This is a genomic window from Chryseobacterium sp. WG23, from assembly GCF_024586575.1.
Classification (GTDB): domain Bacteria; phylum Bacteroidota; class Bacteroidia; order Flavobacteriales; family Weeksellaceae; genus Chryseobacterium.
This window is the reverse complement of record NZ_JALCZE010000013.1, coordinates 42,600-66,925: the sequence shown is the minus strand read 5'-3', so window position 1 is coordinate 66,925 and position 24,326 is coordinate 42,600. Positions and strand designations below refer to the sequence as shown.

At 35.6% G+C, this 24,326-nt stretch carries 19 protein-coding genes and 1 tRNA gene; 8 read left to right on the top strand and 12 right to left on the bottom strand.

The window, feature by feature from the left end; genetic code table 11:
* Window positions 1-116: 116 nt before the first annotated feature.
* The 5 genes from nuoD to MP477_RS18880 form a co-directional block, all read right to left on the bottom strand.
* Complete coding sequence (gene nuoD / locus MP477_RS18900; protein ID WP_047494369.1) at window positions 117-1,340, bottom strand: NADH dehydrogenase (quinone) subunit D; 1,224 nt, start codon at window positions 1,338-1,340, stop codon at window positions 117-119.
* Window positions 1,341-1,401: 61 nt separating this feature from the next.
* Window positions 1,402-1,896 carry an NADH-quinone oxidoreductase subunit C gene (locus MP477_RS18895; protein WP_257191612.1) on the bottom strand — a complete coding sequence of 165 codons (495 nt, stop codon included), beginning with the start codon at window positions 1,894-1,896 and terminating at the stop codon, window positions 1,402-1,404.
* 5 nt (window positions 1,897-1,901) lie between these two features.
* Window positions 1,902-2,462 carry an NADH-quinone oxidoreductase subunit B gene (locus tag MP477_RS18890; RefSeq protein ID WP_002983540.1) on the bottom strand — a complete coding sequence of 187 codons (561 nt, stop codon included), beginning with the start codon at window positions 2,460-2,462 and terminating at the stop codon, window positions 1,902-1,904.
* A gap of 99 nt (window positions 2,463-2,561) precedes the next feature.
* Window positions 2,562-2,933 carry an NADH-quinone oxidoreductase subunit A gene (locus MP477_RS18885; protein ID WP_076356209.1) on the bottom strand — a complete coding sequence of 124 codons (372 nt, stop codon included), beginning with the start codon at window positions 2,931-2,933 and terminating at the stop codon, window positions 2,562-2,564.
* Window positions 2,934-3,318: 385 nt separating this feature from the next.
* Window positions 3,319-4,452 carry a GTP cyclohydrolase gene (locus tag MP477_RS18880; protein ID WP_257191608.1) on the bottom strand — a complete coding sequence of 378 codons (1,134 nt, stop codon included), beginning with the start codon at window positions 4,450-4,452 and terminating at the stop codon, window positions 3,319-3,321.
* Window positions 4,453-4,557: 105 nt separating this feature from the next.
* Between MP477_RS18880 and MP477_RS18875 the strand changes: the two genes are divergently transcribed.
* On the top strand, window positions 4,558-5,268 hold the full coding sequence (locus MP477_RS18875; RefSeq protein ID WP_230039844.1) for a zinc metallopeptidase: 711 nt from the start codon (window positions 4,558-4,560) through the stop codon (window positions 5,266-5,268).
* Here the strand turns inward: MP477_RS18875 and MP477_RS18870 are convergent.
* The 7 genes from MP477_RS18870 to rbfA form a co-directional block, all read right to left on the bottom strand.
* Complete coding sequence (locus MP477_RS18870) at window positions 5,265-5,870, bottom strand: YigZ family protein (protein WP_257191607.1); 606 nt, start codon at window positions 5,868-5,870, stop codon at window positions 5,265-5,267. The genes MP477_RS18875 and MP477_RS18870 overlap by 4 nt on opposite strands.
* 352 nt (window positions 5,871-6,222) lie before the next feature.
* On the bottom strand, window positions 6,223-7,248 hold the full coding sequence (gene ribD, locus MP477_RS18865; protein ID WP_257191606.1) for a bifunctional diaminohydroxyphosphoribosylaminopyrimidine deaminase/5-amino-6-(5-phosphoribosylamino)uracil reductase RibD: 1,026 nt from the start codon (window positions 7,246-7,248) through the stop codon (window positions 6,223-6,225).
* A gap of 64 nt (window positions 7,249-7,312) precedes the next feature.
* Window positions 7,313-9,115: a DUF349 domain-containing protein gene (locus tag MP477_RS18860; RefSeq protein ID WP_230039838.1), complete on the bottom strand. Its 1,803-nt coding sequence runs from the start codon at window positions 9,113-9,115 to the stop codon at window positions 7,313-7,315.
* A 77-nt stretch (window positions 9,116-9,192) separates the two neighbouring features.
* A complete protein-coding gene (locus MP477_RS18855; protein ID WP_257191604.1) occupies window positions 9,193-9,930 on the bottom strand; it encodes a shikimate dehydrogenase in 738 nt (245 codons plus the stop codon).
* Between the two features lie 61 nt (window positions 9,931-9,991).
* The gene (locus MP477_RS18850) at window positions 9,992-11,776 is read right to left on the bottom strand and encodes an endonuclease (protein WP_257191602.1); all 1,785 of its coding nucleotides are present in this window, start codon (window positions 11,774-11,776) and stop codon (window positions 9,992-9,994) included.
* A gap of 80 nt (window positions 11,777-11,856) precedes the next feature.
* Window positions 11,857-13,062, bottom strand: a complete 1,206-nt coding sequence (locus tag MP477_RS18845) for an ABC transporter permease (RefSeq protein ID WP_257191601.1) — start codon at window positions 13,060-13,062, stop codon at window positions 11,857-11,859.
* A gap of 3 nt (window positions 13,063-13,065) precedes the next feature.
* Window positions 13,066-13,425, bottom strand: coding sequence for a 30S ribosome-binding factor RbfA (gene rbfA, locus MP477_RS18840; protein ID WP_027373534.1), 360 nt, complete (start codon window positions 13,423-13,425; stop codon window positions 13,066-13,068).
* 94 nt (window positions 13,426-13,519) lie between these two features.
* Here rbfA and mce point away from each other — a divergent pair, with 94 nt between their 5' ends.
* The 7 genes from mce (at window position 13,520) to MP477_RS18805 (ending at window position 24,312) form a co-directional block, all read left to right on the top strand.
* Complete coding sequence (mce, locus tag MP477_RS18835; RefSeq protein WP_257191599.1) at window positions 13,520-13,918, top strand: methylmalonyl-CoA epimerase; 399 nt, start codon at window positions 13,520-13,522, stop codon at window positions 13,916-13,918.
* 62 nt (window positions 13,919-13,980) lie between these two features.
* A tRNA-Ile gene (locus tag MP477_RS18830) sits at window positions 13,981-14,054 on the top strand.
* Between the two features lie 470 nt (window positions 14,055-14,524).
* Complete coding sequence (locus MP477_RS18825; protein ID WP_257191597.1) at window positions 14,525-15,343, top strand: FkbM family methyltransferase; 819 nt, start codon at window positions 14,525-14,527, stop codon at window positions 15,341-15,343.
* A gap of 17 nt (window positions 15,344-15,360) precedes the next feature.
* Window positions 15,361-16,242: a hypothetical protein gene (locus MP477_RS18820; RefSeq protein ID WP_257191596.1), complete on the top strand. Its 882-nt coding sequence runs from the start codon at window positions 15,361-15,363 to the stop codon at window positions 16,240-16,242.
* Between the two features lie 10 nt (window positions 16,243-16,252).
* The gene (locus tag MP477_RS18815) at window positions 16,253-16,735 is read left to right on the top strand and encodes a hypothetical protein (RefSeq protein ID WP_257191595.1); all 483 of its coding nucleotides are present in this window, start codon (window positions 16,253-16,255) and stop codon (window positions 16,733-16,735) included.
* A gap of 70 nt (window positions 16,736-16,805) precedes the next feature.
* On the top strand, window positions 16,806-23,663 hold the full coding sequence (locus tag MP477_RS18810; RefSeq protein ID WP_257191594.1) for an RHS repeat-associated core domain-containing protein: 6,858 nt from the start codon (window positions 16,806-16,808) through the stop codon (window positions 23,661-23,663).
* The gene (locus tag MP477_RS18805) at window positions 23,644-24,312 is read left to right on the top strand and encodes a hypothetical protein (RefSeq protein ID WP_257191593.1); all 669 of its coding nucleotides are present in this window, start codon (window positions 23,644-23,646) and stop codon (window positions 24,310-24,312) included. The genes MP477_RS18810 and MP477_RS18805 overlap by 20 nt, the downstream gene beginning before the upstream one ends.
* Window positions 24,313-24,326: the final 14 nt, after the last annotated feature.

The following is a 24,326-nucleotide window of genomic DNA, read 5'->3' as shown; positions in this document are numbered from 1 at the left end:
GATTAAAGAGTAAAGAACAAAGAAAAAAGATTCTAAAGTCCGTTATTCTAAATTCGTTTTATTTTGGGTTGAAGAAAGTCTTTTATCTTTCTTCTTTTATCTTTTTGTCTAATGTATTATGCGTCTAATTCTCCCGCAATAATATTCATGCTACACATCGTTACAATGGCATCTGAAATTACAGATCCTGTAATCATTTCAGGATATGCCTGATAGTAGATGAAACATGGTCTTCTGAAGTGAAGTCTATATGGGCTTCTTCCTCCGTCACTCACAAGATAGAAACCTAATTCTCCGTTTCCACCTTCTACAGCATGGTAAACTTCTCCTTTTGGTACATCAGTTTCTCCCATTACAATTTTGAAATGGTAGATCAATGCCTCCATTTTTTGATATACATCAGCCTTTTCAGGAAGATAGAAATCCGGAACATCCGCATGGAATGGCCCTTCAGGAAGATTTTCGTATGCTTGTTTGATAATTTTAAGTGATTCCCAGATCTCCTGCTGACGAACCATGAAACGGTCGTAAGTATCTCCTGAAGTTCCTACAGGAATAATAAAGTCGAAATCTTCGTAGGAAGAATAAGGCTGTGCAACTCTTACATCATAATCTACACCAGCTGCACGCAGGTTGGGACCTGTGAAACCATAGCTTAATGCTCTTTCGGCAGAAATAGCTCCCGTACCGATGGTTCTGTCCATAAAAATTCTGTTTCTTTCTAATAAAGTACCGAATTCTTTAAATCTTGCCGGGAAAGTTTTTAAGAAGTCCTGTAGCAGCTCATGGAATTTTGGAGTGAAATCTCTTTCAAATCCGCCAATTCTTCCCATGTTAGTCGTCATCCTTGCTCCGCAGATCTGCTCGTACATATCATAAATACGTTCTCTTTCAATGAACATATACGTAAGACCTGTAATAGCTCCCGAGTCCATTCCGGTTACCCCGTTACAGATCAGGTGATCACCGATTCTGGCTAATTCCATTAGGATAACACGCATATAGTCTACACGTTTTGGAACTTCTACACCAATCAGCTTCTCTACTGTCATATGCCAGCCTAAATTATTGATAGGGGCAGAGCAGTAATTCATACGGTCAGTAAGAGTAGTAATCTGAGAATAGTTTCTTCTTTCAGAAATTTTCTCAAATGCTCTGTGGATATAACCTACCGTTTGCTCAGCATGAAGAATTCTTTCCCCATCCATTGTTAGAATGTTCTGAAAAATTCCGTGAGTTGCAGGGTGGGTAGGTCCTAAATTGAGGGTATATAGTTGTCCGTCAATCTGTTCCTTACTTTCGTACTGGTTTAGTATATTAGATAATGAGTTATCTTTCATAATGATTGCTTTTAGCTATTTGCTTCAGGCTATTGGCTAGCTGCCATTGGCCATTCGCTTTTTATCTTCCAAACATATTATCGTCCTTGTCGGTTCTTGTACCATCTTCAAGTCGATATTCTTTCAACATGGGGTGGTATCCAAGATCTTCCATATTCAGGATAGGTCTAAGATCAGGATGTCCTTTAAATTTAATTCCATAGAAATCAAAAGTTTCCCTTTCCATCCAGTTAGCTCCCGCATATAATTCTACAAGAGAGTCCACTTCGATATTTTCTCTGGACATAAAGATTTTCAGACGTAATCTGAAGTTGACCATCATATTATGTAAATGATATACAACACCTATTTCTTTGTCCGGGAATTCAGGATAATGAATTCCACAGATATCAGTAAGGAAATTGATTTCTAATGATGAATCTTTAAGATAGTGGATAATCTTCTTGATATCTTCTTTCTTTACCTCAATGGTCAGCATTCCATACGGTTCTGAACTTGAAATAACAGATTCCGGAAATTCTCTGGTGATCGCTTCTAATACAAATTCGTTTGTCATTTCCGTTAGTTGCTTATATTGTAAGAATCTAATAATTTCTGATATTCAGGCATATCTCTTCTTCTGATGCTTTCACTTTCAGCAAGAGCCTGTACCTGCATTACCCCTTCAATAATCTGTTCTGGTCTTGGAGGACATCCGGGCACATAAACGTCAACCGGAATAATCTTATCAATTCCCTGAAGTACGGAATACGTATCAAAAATACCACCACTGGAAGCACAGGCTCCCACTGCCACTACCCATTTAGGCTCAGCCATCTGAGTGTATACTTCTTTCAGGACTGGTCCTAATTTCTTTGATATAGTTCCACAAACCATCAGCATATCTGCTTGTCTTGGAGAGAAAGAGTTTCTTTCCATTCCAAATCTTGAAGCATCATAAGTAGGGTTCAGGGTAGCCATAAACTCAATACCACAACAAGAGGTTGCAAATGGCAACGGCCAAAGTGAAAACTTTCTAGCCATACCGATTACGCTGCTCAGTTTTGTTGCGAAAAACCCTTCTCCTTCATATCCTTCGGGAGCAGGTGCATCTGTTCTTATTACTGGTTTTTTATCTGACATTTTGTTTGATTAAATATTTAAAGATTAAAGCATTTAAAAAATTTGAAACCACTGCTGATTTTTTATAAATTAAGTCATTCAATCTTTTAATGTTAAAATTTATTTATCCCAATCCAGTGCACCACGCTTCCAAACATAGAAAAACGCTACGAAGAAAATCGCAACGAACGTAAGTACAGCCAGGAATCCTTCCATGCCGAATTCTCTGAAGTTTACTGCATAAGGATAAAAGAATACGATTTCAATATCGAATAGTACGAACAATACCGCAGTCAGGAAGTACTTGATAGAAAACGGTGTTCTTGCATTTCCTTCACTAGGAACTCCACATTCCCAGCTTTGGTTTTTTACAGAATCTCCTTTTTTCTGCTTTGGACCTAGGAAATGTGCTCCAAGTAAGGAAACAGCTACGAATGCTACTGCTACACCTGCCTGGATAAGGATTGGAATATAACTTTCAGGTAAATTCATTTTTGCATTATTATCTCAATTTGCAAATTTAGCGAATAAACAAGAAAGCATGAAATTAATCAGCTTAAAAGTAGGATTAAAATAGAGAAAAATTACAATTTAGAATCAATAAAAATAAGGAGTTATTTCTTCATTTTTTTAAGAAGAGCATATGCCATGAATGAAATATATCCAAAAAGAACGCTGGCAAACACGATATTAATTATTGTGTTTGTTCTGTCATCCGGCGACTGAAAAAAAAAGTTGTAACCAATAAAGCCGGAGATGAGAATAGCAAAAATAATAAGTTGCGGTTTCATGAGAAAAGGTATAAGTTTTGAGTTATGAATGATAAGTTTTAATTTTCGAATGAAATCATTCATAGCTCAAAACTTATCATTCATAACTAATTATTATTTATAGTTAGCGAATACGTTCTTCTTCGTTTGTGGTTGACCGGGTTGTAATCCTGCCAAAGAAGCTGAACGCTTTTATTCTCCTCCAGCTCGGGATTTGTTTCTGCGAAATTGATTCCCATGCTTGTAAACCGTACAAAAATTTCTTTGAAGATAATAGCTGTTACGCCACGTCTCTGATATTCAGGGTGAATTCCGATAAGGTAAAAGTTGGCACGGTCATTTTTTTTGCCCGCCTGTAAAAAATGCCACCATCCGAAAGGAAACAGTTTTCCTTTTGACTTTTGTAAAGCTTTTGAATAGGAAGGCATTGTAATGGCGAAAGATACCAGTTGTTTATTTTCATCTACTACGCAGATTACGTAATTTTTATCAATAAAAGGGAAGTATTTTTCTTTATATGTTTTGATCTGCTCTTCCGAAATCGGAGTATAGGTAGATAGATGTTTATAGGTTTCATCTAATAGCTTAAACATAGGTTCCACATAAGGAAGGATCTCCTCTTTTGATTTGAAATTAAGAACACTAAGTTTATATTTCTGAGCGATTAAGCCACTGAATTTTTCTACTTTTTCAGGAAGTACTTTCGGGAAGTTCATTTCATATTCTACCCATTCTTTCTCTTTGGTTAAGCCAAGATTTTCAAGGTGCTTCGGATAGTAGGCATGATTGTAAATTCCTATCATTGTCGCCAGTTTATCAAATCCCATCGTCAGCATTCCTGCTTTATCAAGATTGGTGAAGCCCATCGGGCCTTCAATCATATCAAAATTGTGCTCTTTGGCGTAATCGGCAGCAGTCTGGATTAAAGCTTTTGAAACTTCAGCATCGTCAATAAAATCTATCCATCCGAAACGTACTTTTTTAATGCCTAATTCCTTTTCTTCTTTATGATTAATCATTACCGCAATTCTTCCAACCACTTTGCCGTCTTTTAGTGCCAGAAATTGTCTGGATTCTGAATATTGCAGGGCTGGATTCTCTTTTGCATCCCAGATTTTAATTTCGTCTTTAATAAAAGATGGAACATAGTATGGGTTATTTTTGTACAGATCCATTGGGAATCTTACGAACTGCTTGAGCTGACCGGCTGTTTTTACTTCAATAATTGAAACCTTCGACATAATTTTTGATGGTAATTTAAGGGCAAATATAAATAATAATATCATATACTTTGGCACAGTTTTTATATCATTATGAATAAAAATTAAACACAAAATCTATATAAAATGACGGGTTATTATATCATTATTGGTATTTCAATGCTGGTGAGCTGGTGGGTGTCATCAAGGTTGAAATCTAAATTTGAATATTATTCCAATGTACATCTTCGAAATGGTCTTTCGGGGAAAGAAGTAGCGGAAAAAATGTTGAGAGATAACGGGATTAATGATGTTCAGGTAATATCTGTTCCCGGGCAGTTGACGGACCACTATAATCCGGCAGATAAAACAGTAAACCTCTCTGAAGGGGTTTATATGCAGAGGAATGCAGCAGCAGCGGCAGTGGCAGCTCATGAATGTGGGCACGCTGTACAGCATGCTGTAGGATATGCAATGTTGAATTTACGTTCAAAACTGGTTCCTATTGTTAATATAAGTTCTAATTTGATGCAGTTTGTCCTTATTGCAGGTATTGCGGTAATGGCAGCATCCCGAAGCATAGAGAATCCAAATGGAAATACAACCGTTTTGGCAATTGGTGTGGCTATGTTTGCCATGACAACGCTTTTTGCTTTTGTAACACTCCCTGTGGAATATGATGCAAGTAACAGAGCGATGAAATGGCTTAAAGATACAGGAACTGTAACGACGGAAGAATTCGTTGGCGTACAGGACAGCTTGAAATGGGCAGCAAGAACTTATGTAGTGGCAGCTTTAGGCTCTTTAGCACAGCTTCTCTATTGGGGCTCCTTACTTCTTGGCGGAAGAAGGGATTAATCTTTAAATTCAAAGGTAACATATTGCATCTCGGATAATTTTTCCGAGATGTTTTCTTTTTGAATAAGTTTCAGTGAAGCAGTAAGGATGCAGTTTTCATTGGCATCAAAATTCAAAACTTTCGCATCAAATCTTGAAAGCAGCGTAAATATAATATTTTGCTGATTAAAATTAAATTGAATTTCGATTTGTGTTTCCAGTTCTTTAATGATAATACTGGCTTCTTCTAAAGTCATCTTTGCAGACTCCTTGTACGTTTTTACCAGTCCTGACACACCCAGCTTAGTTCCTCCATAGTAGCGCACAACAATAACAAGTATGTTGGTGATTTCATGGGCTAATAATTGATTGTAAATAGGTAATCCTGCACTTCCTGAAGGCTCACCATCATCATTGGCCCGATAATTTTCTCCATTTATTCCTATCCTGAATGCATAGCAATGGTGAGTTGCTTTTGGATGTTCTTCCCTTACTTTTTCCAATGCAGCTTTCAGCTCACTTTCATTATTCACAGGATAAGCAAATCCTATGAATTTACTTCCTTTCTCTTTTAATAAAGTGTTTTCTATGGGTTTTTCTATGGTTTTGTATTCAAACGTCATCCTCTCAACAATTGCTGGTGCAAATTTAAAACTTTAAAATTCACTATGTATGTATATTACCGAAAAATTTAATGAATGAAAAAAGAGCGTTTCCGCTCTTTTAATCTTATATATTGTTTCCATATTCTAGCATGGGAAGGATCCGTCAAGCCATGGTGGTGGACAGCTCATGCTGGAAGGAGTTGGGCAACAATGCTGTAATGAAGGCGGGTAGTAAGAGCAACATTCAGGTGCACTACCTCCCGCTAGTTTTTTTAAATTTTGTCTGGTGATTTTCTTTAAATTTTTCATAGCAATATTTTTGTATTACTAATGTAAATATATTATTTCATTTAAAAGGGATAAAATGGATTTATTTTAAGACAAAATAGGATACCGAGTTATCCCTATAGTTTTCAATTCTACTAGCTGTATAATTAAACTCAGGAGCTTTGGTCCCATCTTCCAATTTCAAATTCTCATTTTTGATGACAATTGCTTCGTCCCAAAGTTGGCCATCAATGAACTGCTGTAAAGTAAAACGTCCTCCTTCGATAATAACAGATTGAATCTGTTCTTTATAAAGTGTCTCCATGAGTTTCTGCAGGAAATTTTCTTTCTTAATCATGATAAACTGAATATGGTCTTCAGTTCCTTCTTTAATAGAATTCAAAACCAATGTTCTGGCTTCCTTATTGTAGATTTTAAAGGTATCCGGAACTTTCAGATCAAAATCAATTAATATTCTTACAGGATTTATCCCTTCTGCATTTCTTACGGTAAGGCTGGGGTTGTCATTTAAAGCGGTTTGGGTTCCTACCAGGATGGCATGTTCATCGGCCCTTAACTGATGGACAAACTGATTGACTAAAGGATTTGAAACAGCCGTCGGTTTGAAGTCCTTATCCAGAAAGCCGTCACCGGATTCTGCCCATTTTAAAATAATGTAAGGTCTTTTCTTTTCATGATACGTGAAAAACCTTTTATTCAGCTCAATGCATTCTTCTTCCAGAATTCCTGAAATGGCTTCGATGCCGGCATCCTGAACGATTTTTTTTCCTTTTCCATTGACTTTATCATGAGAATCCATCGCTCCGATAACTACCTTTTTAAATCCCAATTCTTTAATCTTTAAAGCACAGGGAGGTGTTTTTCCGTAATGGGCACAGGGCTCCAGGGAAACATAAATGGTAGATTCCGGAATAAGGTCTTTGTTTTTAACGGAATTGATGGCATTAATTTCAGCGTGGTTTTCTCCAGCTTTATGATGGTAGCCTTCCCCAATAATTTCTCCATTATGAACAATTACACTTCCCACCAGGGGATTAGGGTAGGTTTTGCCTAGTGCTTTTTGTGCCAGTTCAATGCATCTTTTAATATAAAATTCGTCGTTATTCATAGGTGTAGAAAAGAAAAAGCGAAGACAAATTGCTTTGCTCCGCCTTTATTTATTGTATTACAATTTAATCTCCGGTAATGATATTGTGGAGATTTTGTTTTAATGTTTCCAGATGAGCTTTCTTTTCATCAATAGTATTATAAGTATCTCTTAAAAGAGGATTTTCTCTTGATGGCTTAGTAAAGAAGGCCAGGTTATTTTCAAGTTTAACGATTTCGCCTTCAAGATCTGAAATTTGATTTTTGATCTTTCTTGCCTTGTCGGTAAGCTGGTTTTCAGATAGTCCTTCTTCTTTCAATTCAAGCTCATTGATCTTATTGATTTTTAATTTCTCTCTTAAGGTCTTATTGAATTCAGAATTAATTGAAATTTTATCTCTGGGAACTTTTCCAATATTATTCCATGAAGTTTTGATCTGTTCTATTTTTTCAATACTGCCTTCTTCATCAGTCACCATTTTCAGTTCATCAAGAAGGGCTTTTTTGTTTTTATAGTTTTCCTTCCAGTTGTCGGTAGACGTATTGCTTTTTTCTCTGTAATTATTGAAGAAAGCATTACATGCATCACGGAACTCGTCCCAGATCTTATTGGTCATGCTTTTAGGAACATGGCCCACTTTTTTCCAGTCTTCCTGAAGTTTTTTGAATAACGGAACTACAATATCCCATTCTTCATTATTCATATTGTCTTTGGCTGTCTGAATCAGTTTTAACTTTTCTTCAAGATTAGCCTGTTGAGAACCTTTTAAAGACTTATAATAGTTGTTTTTTGTTGTATTGAAACCTCTCAGTATAGTTTTAAAATCATTCCAGTTCTGATTCGAAAGTTTCCTTGGAACACTTCCTGTTTTTAAGAACTCGGAACGAAGGTCTTCCACTCTTTTGATAGCGTTTTGCCAATAGTTGTGATTGGGGGTTTCAGCAGGTTCAGACAGTTTCTTGATCTCAGCAATGATCTGATTTTTCTTTTCAAGATTAACATTTTGTTCCTGTTCGATCACTGCGGAAAGTTCAGATTTTCTTTCGTGAATTTTATTGGATATTTCTTTGAATTCTTCCCATGTCTTTTCACGGAATTCTTCTGCTACCGGTTCTGCTTCTTCTTTCCAAAGTTTATGAAGATACTGCAGCTCATTTAAAGCTTTCTGGATTACGGGCTCATTTTCCAGCTCCTTGGCACGGGCAATAATATGTTGCCTCTTTTCTAAGTTATGGCTGTATTCCTGCTCCAAAAATTCTTTGTTAAGATCCAGCATTTGATAAAACTGGTTCAAATGATGGAAATAATTGTTGTTAAGGATTTTAAACTCAGATTTTGCAACCTGTCCTGCCTTCGTCCATTCTTCCTTGATTTCACGGATGGATTTGAAAAGATTAACTCCCGGTTCAGAATTGGTGTAGAGATTTTTAAGTCTTTCAATAATATTCTGACGGTGTTCAAGATTGTTTTTCTGTTCTTCTTCCTGTCCTTTTTGAAAATCATCATGCTTTTCTCTGAATATATTAACTAAAGCAGAGAACTTAGCTTGTAAAGGATGTTCGTAACTGAAATTTTCAGAGGCATTTCCACCTTCTGTATATTCATGTTTTTTATCTTCCACTTCATCATGAATGTAATGACTTGCTTTTTCCTTCAGCAGATTGAATCTTTTGAAGTTTTCACCGGCATTAGGAGTGTTGATGATTTTTTCCATTTCCTTCAGAGCGTCTGTCAGGGAAATTTCAACAGCTTCATGGTCCTCCAGGTGCTCAGCATCATCCTCATGGGGAATCACATCATGAGAATCTTTATTTTCTGATGTTTCCTGAGATACTTCGTTCGGATTTTTCTTTTCTTCGTTTTCAGAAAGATTGTTTTCTGTAGTCATAGCAAATCTTTTATGTGAGTGGCGTTAATAATATCCTTTGAATATAGCTATAAAGCCAATTAAAGCACTAATTTATGTTATTTTTTTTGAAAATTCCAAATTTCCCAGGCTTTTTCTGCTTGTTGTTCAAGCATATAATAACCGTTTACTGTTTTCGCTCCTTTTTCTGCGGCATTGATAATAAACTTCGTATAATTCGGATTATATATTAAATCGATTACCAGGTGATCCGAAGAGATTGCTTCGAACGGAAAATTCAGGCAGTCTTCCACATTTGGGAATGTGCCCACAGGAGTACATTGAATGATGATTTTGTGTTCCTTAACCGTTTCCTGGTCCAGATTTTCAAAATTAATTTCTGTGTTTCGGGAGATTATTTGGCAAGGAATATTATTTTTATTCAGAATATATTGTACAGCTTTGGCAGCTCCTCCGTTTCCTAAAATTAAAGCTTTATTCTGGGAAGGTTGTTTGTGTAGAAAAAGAGTTTTTTCAAAACCAAAGGCATCTGTATTATAACCTGTTTTTCTTCCGTCCCGAATAAGAACACAGTTCACTGCTCCAATTTTTTCGGCTTCATCACTAAGCTCATCCAGATAGTTGATGATTTTTTCTTTATAAGGAATCGTAACATTGAATCCTAAAAGCTCGGGAGAAGAAAAAAGGTTTTCCACTTCATTAATTTCGTTCAGGTCAAATATGTCATAAGTAAAGCCTTTAAGCATAAGCTTTTGAAACTTATTTTCGAAGAATTTTTTAGAAAAAGAATAGGAAATATTCCGTCCTATCAATCCTAATTTTTTATTGGAATCCATTGATCAAAAATAAAAAAAAGACCGGATAAATCCGGCCTTTGATTTGAAATATTATTAATATTTATTCTACAATGAATTTATTAGTAAAATGATCTGTTTTCAGAATGTAATTTCCTTTTGTCAATCCTTTAAGATTGATCTTATTTGAATTTTTGAAAGGACTTGCAATCGTTTCAATCAGTTTTCCTGAAAGATCATAAATTTCAGCTTTTGAAATTTTGTTAAGATTTTCTCCTTTTACAAACAGTTCATTATTTCTTACCGGGTTAGGGTAGATGGTAAATTCTGACTTATCTTTTTTGATTTCAGAAGTTGCCAAAGTGTTGAAGCATGTCCAGCTTAAGTCATCTAAAGCAGGTCTGTCAGTTGTAGAGGAGTTTGTAAATTTAATGGTAACATTCCCACTTACATTAATATTGTTTATCGTAGTGGTTGTAGCTGTTGAGCTGTAAGGAATTGCTCCTACGTTAACGTCGTTTACAAAAACATTTATAGTACCAGCATTTCCTGAGAACTTTAACTGAGTTGTTAAGGTTAAGCTTTGGATTCCTCCAGAAACAGTAGAGCTGGTTAAAGTCCCATTTCTTATTGTAATAGCTTTACCATTAATTGTTTGATCAATTCTTGCGTCTGTTGCAGTCCATGTTATACTATTATTGGTCCATACTCTTGTATCGTAGGCTGGAGTCGTAGAAGTTGGAATGTTGGTGAAGTCTTCAGTTCCACAGCTTCCACCTACAGGTCCGTCAAGGGTAGTTGCTGATGCTATATTACTTTGTGTAGAAGCATTTCCGGAAGCATCTTTAGCAATTACATAGAAATTGTATGCTGTAAGCGGAGACAATCCTGTAACAGTTGTAGAGGTGCCGGATACAGTTGTTTTAAGAACTCCGTTGGCATAAATGTCATAGCCTATTACTCCAATATTGTCTGTAGAAGCCGTCCAGTTCAATGCAACAGTGCTTGAGGTAGGATTTGTGGCTGCTAAGTTGGTAGGAATGGTAGGAGCTTCCGTATCAAGAACCGGAGTTCCCCAAACCATATTTACATATTCCGGATGATCAATATATGGGTTTCTATTTCCCTGAAATGTATAGGTAGCATTATTTCTTCTGATTTCAGCTGATGATACAGGGTCTTGTGTATGCCATATGATAAGTTGATTAAGCTCCCAGTTCTGAAGTCCAGGATAAGCAGAGCCGCCCAGCATATTTCCTGTACCAAATCCGGAAAGTTGAGTTTCATATCTTGTTACAAAGTAGAAAATCATTCGGGCTACATCTCCTTTAAACTCGTCAATTGGTTCAAATACTACTCCTGTAAAGCCTGGTGATGCAGAATTTCCTCTTTTAGATCCATTTTGTGAATTATAATTGACAGTTGCCACTTTTCCAAAAGGTAAATCTCCTCTCTCTCCATTTACTTTTCCGTCTGTAGCTCTTACAAAGTGAGCATCAGATCTCATAGGTAACCCCTGATTAAATAAACTTTGAGGAACGATATGTTCTCTGTTGTAGCAATGCCCTTCAGGACCACTGGTTCCACTACATTGCGAAGATCCGTAAGGATAGCTATAATTATCTGGACCAATAGGGAATTCAGAGTAAATGTCTAATATAGTTCCATCATTATCGTAGTCATAATCACGGTCAGTGGTTTGATATGCGGTCCACAAATCATTATAAGAGAGATTGGAGGCGTGTCCGGTGGTAATGATTTGCTTCAGTGCTGATTTAAGAGGTGCATTTGTTAAACCTGCCGCTGCATTGTAATAATTGGCAGGTGGTTGTGCTAGAGCGCTGATGAATACCAGGCTTAACAGAAAAAAAGATAGAATTCGTTTCATTTTTTTTAAATTGGGGCGTAAAGGTATGAAAAAATGAAATCCGAAAAGATTGGTGTTGTTAAATTTACCAGCTTAATATATTAATTTTTAGTAATATATTCTTTGCTGATTTTTGAGAAGAACCATGAAATTGCAATTCCAAACAGGGAAGCGGTAAGGGCTACGATGAAATAATTCTTTCCTACAATTTTCACCGGGAAAGGAAGTACTTCATTAGCTCTGAAAAATTCTGTATAAAGCTGGAAATAGCAAAGTGCTGTTCCCGCAATCAATCCGGTGATAACTCCTGAAATAACAATGAGAATTCCGGTGTAGAAATAGGTTCTTCTTAAGTGGCTTAAAGGAAAGCCCAGTGATATCAATGATTTTGCCTGTTCTTTTTTATCAAGCTGCAGGATAATAATGGCTCCTGCAAGATTAAAGGTAGTAATGAAAATTACCAATGCGAAAATTAAATAAATGAACATTTTCTCTGTGTTGATCATCTTCCAGAAAGCTGCATTTTCCTCTTCTTTGGTTTTTATTTCAATATTTTTTCCGAGAGCAGAGAGCAGGTTTTGTTTTACTGCATCTGCATTCTCAGGATTTTTTAGTTTAATAACAATTTGATATGCAGATTTTTTAGGTAAGCTAAGCAGTTCTTCAGCAAGTTCAATAGGAGAAATAATGTAATTGTCCAGTTGATCTTTTCCCGGAAAAACTCCCGTTACCAGAATGTCTTTTTTATTATAAATGTCTTCTTCCTTAGTGATGATACCCGTTCCCGGTTTCGGCATAAAGACCGTTGCATAATGATTGGATGAATCTACCGGAATGGAAAGCCTGTTATCCAGACTGTTTTCCATTAATACTTCATTAGAATATTTGAAACTTGGGTAAGTTCCGTAGAATACATCTTTATTGATTGGGTTAACCTTTACATAAGCGGAATCAACACCTCTTAAGTAAGCGATATCTCCTTTGCCATTGAAACTGATGTATATTTTTTCTTCAATAACACGGGAAAAGCTGCTGATTTCTTTTTGATTGGCCAGTATTTTATTAACCTTATCCAGGTCTTTGATCGTCTTTCCGGCAGTACTCTGTACAGTGAGATCTGCATGAAGATTGGAAATAAGATCTTTATTAAGATCTTCAAGACCTGAAAAAACAGAAATAATGACGAACATTGCAGTTACTGCAACCGTCATAGCCCCTGCCGAAAGCCACGTAATAAACGTAACAGCAGTACTTCCTTTTTTAGCCAAAAGGTATCTGGATGCTATGTAAAATGCAATATTCTTCAAGATCTATAAAACAGGATTGTCGCCTTCGCCTCTTAATTCTCTTTCTAATTTTTCAACATCATCCAGCGCGGTGTCCAGATAAAAGTTAAGCTGTGGGATGATACGTACCTGTTTTGCCATTTTCTGGCCAATGAAGTTTCTGTACTGAGGTTTGTTTTCTTCAATCTCCTTCATGACTGCAGTACGGAATTCCTGTGGGAAAATGCTTAAATAAATTTTAGCAATTCCTAAGTCAGCAGTTACTTTTACGTCTGATACGGATACCAATATGCTTTGCTTACTTTCTGAAGCCTGTTTGCGGAAAAGCTCTGCGAAGTCTTCCTGAATAATCTGTGCTACTTTTCTTTGTCTGTTACTTTCCATAATTTATGCAAATTTAGTACTTTTGTTTGAATTGATACTTTCAAATTCAGCTACAGTATCAAATTTACGATTTAATTATATTTTATTTGTATTTATGAAGCTAGAACATATCGGTATTGCCGTACAATCTTTAGGAATCTCTGACGAGCTTTTTACTAAACTATTAGGAAAGGAATCCTATAAAAAAGAAACTGTGGAAAGGGAAGGGGTAGTTACTTCTTTCTACAAAACAGGAGAAAGTAAAATTGAGCTGCTGGAAGCCAGTAGTCCTGAAAGTCCAATCTCAAAATTCATCGAAAAAAAGGGCGAAGGCATCCATCATCTGGCATTTGGTGTTGAAAATATCCTGGAAGAAGTAAAAAGATTAAAAAAAGAAGGATTTCAATTTATCTCCGAAGAACCGAAAGAAGGTGCTGATAACAAATTAGTTGTATTCCTTCATCCAAAATCTACAAACGGCGTGCTGGTAGAACTTTGTCAAGAAAAGCAATAAAAAATTTTGTAGTGAAAGAATTTTTACTATTTTTGCAAACACAAAATTTAACCAAGTTTTGAGGTCCTATAGCTCAGTTGGTTAGAGCACCTGACTCATAATCAGGTGGTCCCTGGTTCGAGCCCAGGTGGGACCACTTTTTAAATCAAGCACTTACAGAAATGTAGGTGCTTTTTTTATTTTTTGACTGCAACAATACTGCAACATTTCAGGATATATTTTATCATTCACCTAGTTTATAGACAGGTAGAAGTTATATCGGTATTTATCTAAATCTGAAAGTAAAATGTTACCTGCTTTTTTATAATTTAAATTATCGTTGGTTTTTGAGCTAGAGGTTTATCCTAGCGGATTTTATTGTATGATGCAATGAGGTTTGAATAGAAAAAATAAAATTTACTTTTAATACGTCTAATTTTGACGCTTGCGGAAAATATCTTTACAACGTAACAATTTAGAATAAGAGATTACTTTATAATCAACTTAATATCTCTCCCTTATGTGATTATAAAATTTTATATTTGCAAAATTAAAAAAAAATAATGATTTGTATTGGTTCTTGATCAGATTTGACTTTACCAAAATAAATCAAAAATAGCTAATATTATGCTTATAAATAAACTAAATACAATCCTTTCTAAAGCTTTATTTTGTTTTAAGATAAATTCTTCTTTTTTTCAAACTGCTCTATTTATTAAAAATTCTAAAAGATATAGTTCAACGTATAAAAAAAATAAACTTTTAGGAACGGAGAATAAAGAAGTTGTAGAATATAATCTTTTTTTATCAGGAAATAATATTCCTCTTTCTATCAGAACTTATTCGGGTGATTTTGATATATTTTATGAGATTTTTTGGAAGAAAACTTATCATATTCCCAAAATGCTTTTTTCACCTGGGAATAAAATTATAATGGATTTAGGTGCAAATATTGGGTTTACATCTATTTTTTTCTCTTTACAATATCCAAATGCAAAAATATATGCTTTAGAAGCAGAAGAAGAGAATTACAAAATCCTTAAAAAAAATGTCTCTTTCTCTAAGAATATTATCTCAAAACATGGAGCTATTAATACAAAAGATGGAATCGTATTTCTTTCTTCTCCTGATTTATCCTATAACTTTAAAATCTCAGATACTGTAACAGAAATCGGAGAAAAAGTTCAGGCGTATAGCATGAAAAGTTATATGGAATTACTGGAAATTGACCATATAGATTTACTAAAAATAGATATTGAGGGCTTAGAGCAATCGCTCCTGAAAAATAATAATGAGTGGCTTAACAAGGTGGACAATATAATAATAGAGTTACATGATCCATATAGTTTAGATGAGTTAAAACAGGACCTATTGCCTTTTGGCTTTACGGTTTTAACCCCCGATTCTTTTAGAGGATTAAAAATGATTTATGCAACAAAAAAATAATATTTAAATATACAATTATGAAAAAAAGTTTATTAACAGCAAGTCTTTTATTATCGTTAACTATTTACGGACAATCATGGAATCTAACAGGAAACTCTGCAACGAATCCTGGCACTAATTTTTTAGGAACATCTGATAATAAAGATTTTATTATTAAAACAAACAATACTGAAAGGGTAAGGATAAATTCGGACGGTAAAATTGCAGTAGGCGGTGCGGTGGATCCTGAAATCAATTTAAAAGTACATGGGAGATCGCAAATAGTATCGAATGCAGACAGTGATGTATTTTTTGTTGGAAATGATTCTGATAATGTTGGAAACGGGAATGATCTTATATTTCTCAGATATGGAAAATACCAGCCAAACAATCCCAGTGTAATGACAGTATCTGGATTGACCGAGCCTTCCAAATATGAAGTTTTATTTAACATACGAGCGAATGGAAACATTGGAGTAGGAATACATAATCCTCAATATAAACTTGATGTATTAGGAAAATCTTCTTTTAGTGATAATATGAAAGTGGGAGGTAAAGTAGAAGCTAAAGAAGTAAAGGTCACTGCCACTCCAACCGCGGATTTTGTGTTTGAAGAAGACTATCAATTACCAAAATTAGAGGAAATTGAAAAGCATATCAGAGAAAAGAAACATCTTCCTGAAGTTGCTTCTGCCAAAGAAATGGAAAATGAAGGAGTCAATATAGGCGAATTCCAGATTAAATTGTTACAAAAAATTGAAGAACTTACCCTCTATTCAATAGAACAAAATAAGCAGCTAAAGTTTCAGGAAGAACAACTTAGGCATCTACAGGAAGAAAATAAAACTCTGAAATCTCAATCCGAAGACATAAAAGAGCTAAAGAAACAAGTTCAGCAATTATTATCAACAAAGAAATAAAAAGACACCAATGAAAACAAAATTACTTTCGATATTCTCTTTATTTATAGGCTTCTTAGGTTTTTCTCAAACTGAAGTGTATTTCAAATACGATGAAGCCGGAAACCAAAGATACAGAGGAACAAATTCTGCAGGAAAAACAGTAGAAGAACCAGCAAAAACAGAAGCAAAAACTGTTTCTGTAGCCCAAAGTCAGCTTGATCCTCAAACTCAAATTATGGATGAAGCCACTTTCTGGAAGCAAATAAGACTATATCCTGTTCCGGTTAATGATGTACTAACCATTGGCTGGACAGAACAAGCAGATGGATTAATAGAATCTGTTTCTCTTTATCAGCATAGTACTGTACACTGGAAATTCCAACAACAAAATTTACCCAATCTGAATAAGCAGTTGAAGATCAATATGACTGGATATGATTGGGGTGTTTATATTTTGCGTTTTACCTTGAAAGACGGAAGAGTTTTTGGTCGAAATATTACGAAACGATAATATTCGGCTTCGGCTTATAGCTGAGGTCATTTTGAATATTATTTATCAATCATTATTAAAAAATACAAATATGAAATTTATTTCATCAATTATATTGTCGTTAGGCTCAGTATTGGGCTTTTCACAGACCATACTGTATCAGGCAGAGAGTACAACCCGTACAGTTCAGGATCCACAGACAGTGGTTCTGGCACAGGGGTTTTATGCTAAATCTGATGTTTCCAATCCTTTTATAGCTAAGATTGGACCTGCAACAGAAAATCCGGGAGGAGGACCTGTAGACTCTAATGCCGGGGCCAATAACCCAAGCGGTACATCATCTGCCCCGGGAGGCCAGAGCTTTCATGATACCAAAGGCAATATTGAGGTTAACGGAGCTGGGCAATTACAATTTACTTTACCCATTGCTTTACCTCCGGGAATTAAAAGTGTAGCTCCACAAGTTAATCTGGTTTATACCAGTGGTGCAGGAAATGGAATTGCTGGCTATGCCTGGAATTTATCTGGGCTTACAGCTATTTCAAGAATAGGAAAGACCATTGAAAAAGATGGAGAAGTTAAGGGAATACAACTAGATTATTCTGATTATTACAGCTTCAATGGTCAAAGGCTAATTCTTAAATCCGGTGAGTATGGAAAAGATGGTGCGGAATATGGCACTGAAAAATATTCCAATATTAAAATAAAGTCTGTTGGAGCAATTTCTGGACAAGCATGGCAGGGACCGGAATATTGGGAAGTAACTTTTGAAGATGGGTCGCAGGCCTGGTATGGGGCTGCTGCTTCAGGGAATAGTCAGGCAAGGACTCCGATGGAATATAATATTGTAAAATGGAAAGATAATAAAGGTAACTCTATTACTTATAACTATATTCAGAGTAATAATACCGCTTCCATTAATACGATTCAATGGGGAGGCAATGAAGGACTTGGAAAGGCTCATTATAACCAGATCAACTTTTACTATTCTCCCAGAAATGTTCAGGAATCATCTTACGTCAGGGGAGTTCCTTTACTACAAGATAAAATTTTAAGCACTGTAGTGGTTAGGACAGGTAATACAACGTTTAAAAGCTACTCCATCAACTATTCAGCCGAAACGGTAAATAATGATCCCAATAAAAGGGTTAACTACCAGTTTGTAAAAAGTGTGACCGAAGGAAATAGTGTAGGAGATGCAGCCAATCCGGTTACATTTGCTACAAAATCATTGACTACCAGCAGCAGTGAAAGTAATTTTGCAGATTACAACAATATTGTTACGACCGGAGATTATAACGGAGATGGATTGGTAGATTTTATAGTGATGCAGCCTGCACAAAATGGCAGACCGGATGGATACTATATTTATTTTGATGCTATTAACAGCAGCAATCCTTCTTTTGTCTACTTAGGCACTTCAAGTACTTATTGGCCAAGTAGCAGCTTTACTACATTTAATATAAAATCGGCGGATAACTATATTAAAACCAAGCAGGGACTTATTATCTCCAAGGCTAATTCAGAGTATAACCCTCCCTCTACAGGAAACATAGAATTAAAGTACTACTCCATTAAAAGTGATGCGTCCGTTTTAAATACGTATAACAACCCTTTAGTCTTAGAATATTCAAAAACAATACAGAGTTCCAGCTATGAATTCAGTAGCCCGACATATCCTAATGGCGGAAATGGTGACAATGTCTCACGTCTTTCGAATCTGAAAGAAGTTGATATTGATTCTGATGGAATGTCTGAGCTGGTTATGGGTATAGAAGATCAAAAATGCCGTTATATAGAAATTATTCCTGATCCGCCTAAAGGAAGATGGGATTGTAATACATTAGGATATAGGTATATGGTTGTAGATAATGATGACATACAAAACAACACTATTCATGTTATACCGGATACAACTCCTAAAAATATACTGAGCAAAGGGAGGATTATGGATTTTGACAATGATGGGAAGCAGGACATAGTTTTTGTAGACCCAACTGGTACGAATACAGATGTTACTTTTTTCACCAAAGAGTATATGAATGAAAACGGTCCGTCTGTCAGCAGGACTTTTAGTACCCCATTGAACAGTGTTCGGCAATATGAACTCAAAAAACAAAATAATGCCTATGTCTTAAATCTGAAAAATATCCATTCCGTAAAAGGGCTTGTGGATGGACTTCAATTTGGAGATCTGAACGGTGACAGAAATATTGAAATGCTACTGCCAATCCACGAAAATGCAACCAACGATATTTACACCACCGGATGGTCTATTTATTTAAATAACGGACAATCTTTGTCAGAGGGTATTCAGGGGCTTATGTATTATAAGAAAGTATCTCAGAATCCAACAACACTTGTAAATTATTCTCAGGCCGGACTGATCGATTTAGACAATGACGGGAAAAGTGATATCGTCAACTCTACCGTAATATTTGCAGCTGCTAATAATCAGCAATCAACATGGTTTATTGATAATTATACGGAACCTTATTATAATCCCGGAAATACAGAATTTAAATGGCGTTTCACAAAAAAACAACTCTATTATTCACAAAGAGCTAAAGTAATAGTAAGTCCTTTATTTGGAGATTTCAGGGTAAATAGTAACTCTTCTAAAGTACTGTTTTTATTAAAGGGAGTGAACAATAATGAGAGAAAGCTTATCAGTTACCAGCATTATAATCTGAATGCTGACAAGAATATTTCAAGCATACTTCAGGCAGGTCTTCAGTATGATATCGATTATAAAGAGCTTGATCCTGCTGTTAATTCCAATATATATGCTCCGGTAAAAAAAGAGCAGTATCCCTATGTAGAAATGGACAGGCTATCCCAGATGTATGCGGTGACTCAAATCAGGATGTCTGGCAAAAAGCAGGATTTCAGGTACAGAGGATATATAGCGAATTTACAAGGAAAGGGTATCATCGGATTTCGCCAAACTGCCCGTTCTTCCTGGTATGCTGATGGTTTTGAAAACACTAAAATATGGAGTGGAACAGAAATAGATCCTGTGAATGAAGTTGTTCCGGTAAAAGAATGGTCGATCAGAACCAATACCGAAAATATGATCTTTCCTCCGGATATTTCTGAGAACAATTCCCAATTACTAAGCTTCAAATCAACACAATATCAAACCGATCAATTGTTGAACGGACAAATAGTCACTTCGGTAGCTAATGCTGATAAGCCTAAAATCGTAACTGCAATAGTACCAAAGACTACCAAAACCAAAGATTTTTTAACAGGCAACATTACCGAAAGCAGCATTACCTATGGAGAATATTATCTTCCTGCCCAAAGTATTGTCAATATCAATAACGGCTATGGCATCACTACTTCCACCTTCGATTATACCCACAATCCCTCTGGAAACGGGGCAGACTATTACATCGGACGTCCTAAGTCTAAAACAGACATAGGACAGGCTTATGGTGACACCAAATCTGCTAAGGAAGAATACAGCTACGAAAACAACCTGTTGAAAACCCTAAAAATAGGGAACAGGGATAATACAGGTTACTTACAGGAAACCTATATTTACGATGGCTTTGGAAATACTATTCAGAAAACTGTAAGTAATAGTGTTGATTCTGGGACTCAGACCACCAAAGCAGACTATGATCCTAAAGGAAGGTTTGTCATTAGAAAAACAGACAACTTAGGATTACAGACCGGTATTGTATACAACGATTGGGGACAGATTCTGACCCAGGTCGATCCCTTAGGAAATATTCTCACCAATACTTATGATAACTGGGGTAAATTATTAACTTCTAAAACTAATTTAGCAGGAACAACCACTTATCAGTATGAAAAAGATTATTTCTCTAATTTGATCATTACACAATACGATCCAGATGGGGATATTTCAAAAAAAACTACTAATACATTAGGGCAGGAAATTACGTCTTCAACCAAAGCTTTTGGTCAGGGGTATTTTGTTTTGAAAGCTACCCAGTATGATATTTTAGGTAGAAAAATAAGAGAGTCCGAACCTTTTTTTGAAGGACAGGGTGTTAGTAACTGGAATACCATTGCCTATGATGACAGCGTATTTCCTGCTAAAATAACCACCACTTCCTTCACCGGAAAACAAATGGAGACCAGCATCTCAGGATTAACAACGACAGTTAAAGAATCAAATCCCACGGATTACGGAAGAATCACCACCAAAACAGCAGATGCTCTGGGAAACACTATCACCACTACTGACAAAGGTGGAACGATCACATTTTCTTACAATGCCGCAGGTGAACAGATCAAGGCTCAATATGCCGAAAATATTGTTACCACTAAATATGATTCGTGGGGAAGAAAATCGGAGTTTAATGATCCTTCCAATGGAATCTACAAATATGAATATGATGGTTTTGGGCAGCCTAAGAAAGTCATCAGTCCGAAAGGAACGAAGGAATACATTTATAATAATCTGGGGCAACTGATCACTCAAAAAGAACTTTCTACAGCAGATGGCGGACAAGCAACTGATAAAACCATTTCTTATTCATATGACAATAAAGGAAGGGTTATTTCAAAAGCCGGAATCTCCAAAGGAAAAGCCTACAGTTCGAATATAGCCTACGACCCTCAGGGAAGACTTTTATCCTCCTCAGAAAGCAGTAACGGAAAATACTTTATCCAGAAAGGAATTACCTACGACGATAAAGCAAGAGTAATTTCTTATGAGAAGCAATTGTATTCTTCCGGAACTTTGACTAAAGTGCAAATAGAAAATGTGTATAGTGCATGGAATGGAGAGCTGTATCAAATAAAAGATAAAATCTCAGGTAAAATCTTGTGGGAGCTGAAAGAAACCAATGCAAAAGGTCAGGTTTTAACGGCTAAATTAGGAGCTGCTAGCATTAATAATACGTATGACACTAATGGATTCTTAACGAATGTTAATCATTCTTCACAGGTGAAACCCGGTATTCTCCAAGTTTCCTACGCATTTGATGCAATCAAAAATGAGCTTAAGAGCAGAACCACCGGAGGAGATTTTAATTTAGTAGAATCCTTTGATTATGACGATAACAACAGACTTATCAACTGGACGAATCCGGTAACAGGAGTTAAAGTACAGAATGCAACCCGTAACGTTTATGATGCAAAAGGAAGAATCCTGGAAAACGATCAGGTAGGAAAAATCAAATTTGACAATTCTTCTAAAATCTACCAGCCAACAGGTATGACTCTGAATGCCGCAGGAGCTCAAAATTATAACAATGATTTAGTTCAAAACATTGTTTATAATGAAAACAATGATCCTGTATTCATTGATGGTATGAAAGGTGATGTTGCTTTCCAATACGGACTTTCCAGTATGAGACAAAGAGCCTCCTATGGAGGTAACTTTAGTACAGATGGGGAAGGTAAATTCACCAAATATTATAGTGAGGATGGAAGTTTTGAGGTTGTAAAAGATAATGTTACCGGAAAGGAAAAACATATATTATATATTGGGGGGTCGCCGTATGATTCTGATATTGTATATTTAAAAAATTATACAGAGAGCAGTGGTTCTTACAAATTCCTGCATAAGGATTATATAGGAAGTATCTTAGCCATCAGTGATGAAGCAGGAAACAAATTGGAACAAAGACATTTTGATGCCTGGGGTAATTTTACCCATCTTCAGATAGGAAGCGGGGCTATTATCACCGATAAAAATATAATTGACAATACATCGTTATTATTAGAAAGAGGCTATACAAGCCATGAGCATTTTGCAGAAGTAGGCATCATCCATATGAACGGAAGGTTATATGATCCACTATTAAGAAGATTCTTAAATGCAGATGAAAATATCCAGGAGCCATTCAATACCCAAAACTATAATAAGTATGGATATGTAATGAATAATCCTCTGATGTATAATGATCCCAATGGAGAATTTGTATTTGCTATTTTTGCTGCCCTGCCTGTTTTTTGGGGAACCGTAGCTACCGCAGCAGTTATAGGGGCTGCTATCGGGGCTGTTTCTTATATTATGAGTGCGTCTTTCTCCAGTAACTGGAGTTGGGGCGGTTTCCTGAAATCTATTACCTTTGGGGCAGTAAGTGGAGCTGTGACTGCTGGAATAGGAAGTGTATTTGTAAGCTCTGCCGGAACAGCAACACAACTTGCCACAGAACTTGGAAAATTAGGAACTGTTCTTGTACAGAGCGCAGCCCATGCTTTGGCACAGGGAACATTATCTTTAATGCAGGGCAATAGTTTTGGACAAGCTTTTATTGCCGGAGCTTTGGGAAGCTTAGGAGCCAGCGCATTCGGAGCTATTGCTAAAGGGGTAGCTAATTCTGCCATAGGACAAATTACTTTTGGAGCGCTGGCAGGTGGTGCAGGATCTGGCCTATCAGGAGGAAACTTCTGGCAGGGTGCTTTGATTGGTGGTACAGTAGCAGGTTTTAACCACGCGATGCATCAGATGGATACGAGTAATAAATTAGTAACAGAATTAGATTCTCAAGGTAAATATATACTAGAGAGTCAACTTGAACAAGCAGGTTATGATCCTTGGGCTAAGCCAGTAGCTACAAAAGAATATGCTCAAACAATGATGGAGAAAGTAGCAATACTTAAAAATCAAAGAGATTTAGCAGGCGGAAGAGGAAAGATTGCGGGATTTACAAATGCAGATAGCTATCATGGAGCAACAAATGTAAAAACCGGAGATATTTATTTAGCTAGAAATAGCTTATCAACAGCAAGTAATATGTCTTTGGGAACAGTTATTTTCCATGAGCTAAAACATTTAGTATTTTATTGGAATCCAGGATTCCAAAAACTTCTCAAATATTCTGGTCAAAAACGTAGTGACTATGAACATTTTTTAATACATAAAGAAATTGGTGCTGTATTATTAAATAGTAGATTTACTTTTGGTACAGGAGATGCATTAAAATCATTAAATCAAAAATATGGCTGGCAATATAAATAACTCATTATTACTTTTTCTGTTTTTACTTTGTAATTGTTATAATCTAAAGAAAACTGATGAAAAAGAAGACGTCTACATTAGGTTGAATAAGAATATTTCTTATAACCAAGATATTGTAAGTTATTATATTGTGAACAAAACAGATAATGACATACGAATTTTATGTAATCCTGATTTTTTTCAACGTAAAAAAGATAGTCTTTTTATAAATACATGGTTTAACCCTAAAATAAATATATACAACAACAAAAATACTGTAATTCCTGGTTTATTTAAGGTGAATTATAAAGGAAAAATTTTAGATAGTTTAGCTTCTGTAAAAGAAGAATATAAAGAAATAGAAAGTTTGAGTAACATCAATAATATTGATCTTTCTCTTTTAAGAAGATATATTAAAACTATCAAAAGAAATGATTCTATGAGGTTTTCAACAAGAATTGATTTTGAAAATGAACCTCGCTTTTATGATTTTTCAGAAATAGAAGGTTATATTTTGGAAAAGAATAAGAAATATAATTTAAAGATATGCCTTAACGAAAATATTAATCCTCAAGTCAGAGATTATCTAAAAAAAGAGAATATTTATAACAGAAAAATTTGTAGTAATCAAGTACAATTAATCTTTATTAAAACTAATTATTCTGATTAATAGCAACACTTCTT

What these genes read in the sequence shown, in the direction of transcription:
- nuoD (WP_047494369.1), bottom strand. Translation starts at nt 1,340, where the DNA reads ATGAAAGATAACTCATTATCTAATATACTAAACCAGTACGAAAGTAAG.
- MP477_RS18895 (WP_257191612.1), bottom strand. Translation starts at nt 1,896, where the DNA reads ATGACAAACGAATTTGTATTAGAAGCGATCACCAGAGAATTTCCGGAA.
- MP477_RS18890 (WP_002983540.1), bottom strand. Translation starts at nt 2,462, where the DNA reads ATGTCAGATAAAAAACCAGTAATAAGAACAGATGCACCTGCTCCCGAA.
- MP477_RS18885 (WP_076356209.1), bottom strand. Translation starts at nt 2,933, where the DNA reads ATGAATTTACCTGAAAGTTATATTCCAATCCTTATCCAGGCAGGTGTA.
- MP477_RS18880 (WP_257191608.1), bottom strand. Translation starts at nt 4,452, where the DNA reads ATGTCGAAGGTTTCAATTATTGAAGTAAAAACAGCCGGTCAGCTCAAG.
- MP477_RS18875 (WP_230039844.1), top strand. Translation starts at nt 4,558, where the DNA reads ATGACGGGTTATTATATCATTATTGGTATTTCAATGCTGGTGAGCTGG.
- MP477_RS18870 (WP_257191607.1), bottom strand. Translation starts at nt 5,870, where the DNA reads ATGACGTTTGAATACAAAACCATAGAAAAACCCATAGAAAACACTTTA.
- ribD (WP_257191606.1), bottom strand. Translation starts at nt 7,248, where the DNA reads ATGAATAACGACGAATTTTATATTAAAAGATGCATTGAACTGGCACAA.
- MP477_RS18860 (WP_230039838.1), bottom strand. Translation starts at nt 9,115, where the DNA reads ATGACTACAGAAAACAATCTTTCTGAAAACGAAGAAAAGAAAAATCCG.
- MP477_RS18855 (WP_257191604.1), bottom strand. Translation starts at nt 9,930, where the DNA reads ATGGATTCCAATAAAAAATTAGGATTGATAGGACGGAATATTTCCTAT.
- MP477_RS18850 (WP_257191602.1), bottom strand. Translation starts at nt 11,776, where the DNA reads ATGAAACGAATTCTATCTTTTTTTCTGTTAAGCCTGGTATTCATCAGC.
- rbfA (WP_027373534.1), bottom strand. Translation starts at nt 13,425, where the DNA reads ATGGAAAGTAACAGACAAAGAAAAGTAGCACAGATTATTCAGGAAGAC.
- mce (WP_257191599.1), top strand. Translation starts at nt 13,520, where the DNA reads ATGAAGCTAGAACATATCGGTATTGCCGTACAATCTTTAGGAATCTCT.
- MP477_RS18825 (WP_257191597.1), top strand. Translation starts at nt 14,525, where the DNA reads ATGCTTATAAATAAACTAAATACAATCCTTTCTAAAGCTTTATTTTGT.
- MP477_RS18820 (WP_257191596.1), top strand. Translation starts at nt 15,361, where the DNA reads ATGAAAAAAAGTTTATTAACAGCAAGTCTTTTATTATCGTTAACTATT.
- MP477_RS18815 (WP_257191595.1), top strand. Translation starts at nt 16,253, where the DNA reads ATGAAAACAAAATTACTTTCGATATTCTCTTTATTTATAGGCTTCTTA.
- MP477_RS18810 (WP_257191594.1), top strand. Translation starts at nt 16,806, where the DNA reads ATGAAATTTATTTCATCAATTATATTGTCGTTAGGCTCAGTATTGGGC.
- MP477_RS18805 (WP_257191593.1), top strand. Translation starts at nt 23,644, where the DNA reads ATGGCTGGCAATATAAATAACTCATTATTACTTTTTCTGTTTTTACTT.